The sequence below is a fragment of the Neolewinella lacunae genome (genome assembly GCF_014349155.1).
Taxonomy (GTDB): domain Bacteria; phylum Bacteroidota; class Bacteroidia; order Chitinophagales; family Saprospiraceae; genus Neolewinella; species Neolewinella lacunae.
This window is the reverse complement of the sequence record NZ_JACSIT010000059.1, coordinates 1-2,322: the sequence shown is the minus strand read 5'-3', so window position 1 is coordinate 2,322 and position 2,322 is coordinate 1. Positions and strand designations below refer to the sequence as shown.

Sequence of the window (2,322 nt, the reverse complement as noted above, 5' to 3'; positions counted from 1 at the left end):
TTTGGGCAACGCTGGCGGCAAGCAGCGCCTTGGTTTTACCACCACTTTGCCCTTTGACGAAATTGAACTGTACCTCAGTTCCACCCTCACCCTGCTGGGAAGCGTGCGGGTGTTTTATGCTTTTGAAGAAGACCCGCTTTGTGATGCGGATTGCCAGACGGCGATTATTCCGTCGAATGGTTTTACCCCTTCCATCGTCGGTGCACGAACCTCATTCTCCGGTGGGATTCTTTGTATAGGTTGTTCCATCACCTCCACTGGTGATGCGATTGATGACAACCTGGGGAACAATGCCAGTTTCAACTATGGCATTTCAGTCGGTGAGACCTTTACGCTTTCGGTGGACATTGGTGCAGCACAACCCGCCGGTTCGGATGTGGGGTTTGTTGTTGCTCCAGACGGAATTTTGGGTCTTCTAGACCTATCCGTTCTCAGCACCATGCGCATCCGGACCTACTTAGGTGGTGCTCCGGTAGAAAACGTGCAGTTGGACCAAAACCTGGTGTCCGTCGATTTGCTTCCCGGCGGGAGGCAGTCATTGAGCTTCCGCACCTCTGCCCCCTACGATGAAGTGCAATTGGTAACGACCTCGGGCGTCAGTCTCTTAGGCGGATTAGACATCTTCAATGCGTTTATTCGTTATGATACGGACCTTGATGGCGTCCCGGACTGCATTGACAAATGCGTGGGCGATGACAACATCCTGAACAGTGCTGGTTTGCCCTTGGCCTGTAATCCGGAATGTATGCTTAATGCGGGAGTGGACATTTCCTCCTGCCCGGAATTTGGTACTGGACAGGCCCAGCTTCCGCCCGCAATGGCAGGGCAGACCTGGTCCGCCGATCCCGGGAATCCCAGCCCGGCAACCGTCGATGCGCTGGGCGTGGTCACTGGTCTATCCGTGGAAGGCATCTATACCTTCATCCTCTCGGACGGAGTTTGCAGCGACACGGTGCAGGTCAATTACGTGGTCTCCGGTACTGATTTGGCCTGTAATGATCCCTTGGTGGGGCCAGGCGTAATCGTGGACGACGAGATGACCTTCACGGGGATCTGCATACTGTGTGCGGATGCCGATGCATCGAACGTGGTGGACACTGATTTGGAGAATTTCCTGGAATACGACGACCTGGTTTCACTGCTGGTACAAAGCTCGCTGGTCTCGGTAAAAGACACGAACAATACCTATCCCGCAGGTACCCGGGTAGGTTACGTCATTGAATTCCCCACGGGTCTGTTGGACCTGAACGTGCTGTCTTCCGTCCAGTTGGTCACTTACCTGGACAACCAGCAGCAGGAAATTGCCAGCAGTGCAAGCCTGCTGGGTGTAGGCTTGCTCGGAGCCGGGGAAAACCTTCAACGCATTGGCTTCACCACGAGCCTGCCCTTCGACGAAGTAGAAATTGTTTACAACCCAACGGTTGGGGCTTTAAGTACCCTGAGGGTGTATTATGCCTTTACGGAGGCACCGGGTTGTCCCTTTAGCGTAGATCCCTTGGTAGACCCGGGTGCGCTGTGCATTGAGCCCATTATCGCTAGCGCTGACTACTGCGGAAGGATTAACTACGACGAGACGGGGATAAATGATCTGCTGTGTGTAGCCTGTACCATCGAGCCGCTTTCGGCGCTGGTGGATGACGATTTATCGACCGGAACCCTATTGGATCTCACTGCGTCGGTAGCGGGAAGTGGCACGATTGCGGTAACCGCAAATACAGTATTCCCCGGGGGCTATGAAGCAGGCTTTGTAGTAGGAGCGAGCAGTGAACTACTAGGCGCAAGCCTGCTGGGGGGCATCTCCATTGCGACTTATCTGAACGGGGCATTTGTTGAATCTTTCACCGCCAATGACCCCTTGGTGCGGGTTACGCTGCTCAGTGGCAGCGCCGATGTTGCCTTCATCGGCTTTCCCAGTACGGCAGCCTTCAATGAGGTAAGGATTTCGGTGGGTGGACTGATTAATGCCAGTGTATTGGGCGACTTCATCGTCTACTATGCCTACGTTCGAGCAGATTCGGACGGGGATGGTGTTCCTGACTGTCTGGACAAGTGCTGCGCAGGAGATGATCAACTGGACGGTGATGGAAACGGTATTCCGGACGCCTGTGATGGAATGCCCGTTGCGGTCAACGATACCTTTGAACTTTTTGTGGAAGACCCCGTGGTATTGGACGTACTGGCCAATGACGATTTCGGTCCTGATTTACCCGGTACCAATGCCATTCGTATCGTCCTTTTGCCGGAAAATGGTGTAGCTACGGTGAATGATAATGGCACTCCTGCTGATCCCACGGATGATTTTATCGATTACCTCCCTGCGGC

The 2,322-nt window shown here is 54.0% G+C and carries 1 pseudogene; it reads left to right on the top strand.

Annotated features, from left to right (window positions below):
• Positions 1 to 2,322, top strand: a pseudogene (locus tag H9S92_RS03495) (hypothetical protein); the annotation flags it as partial.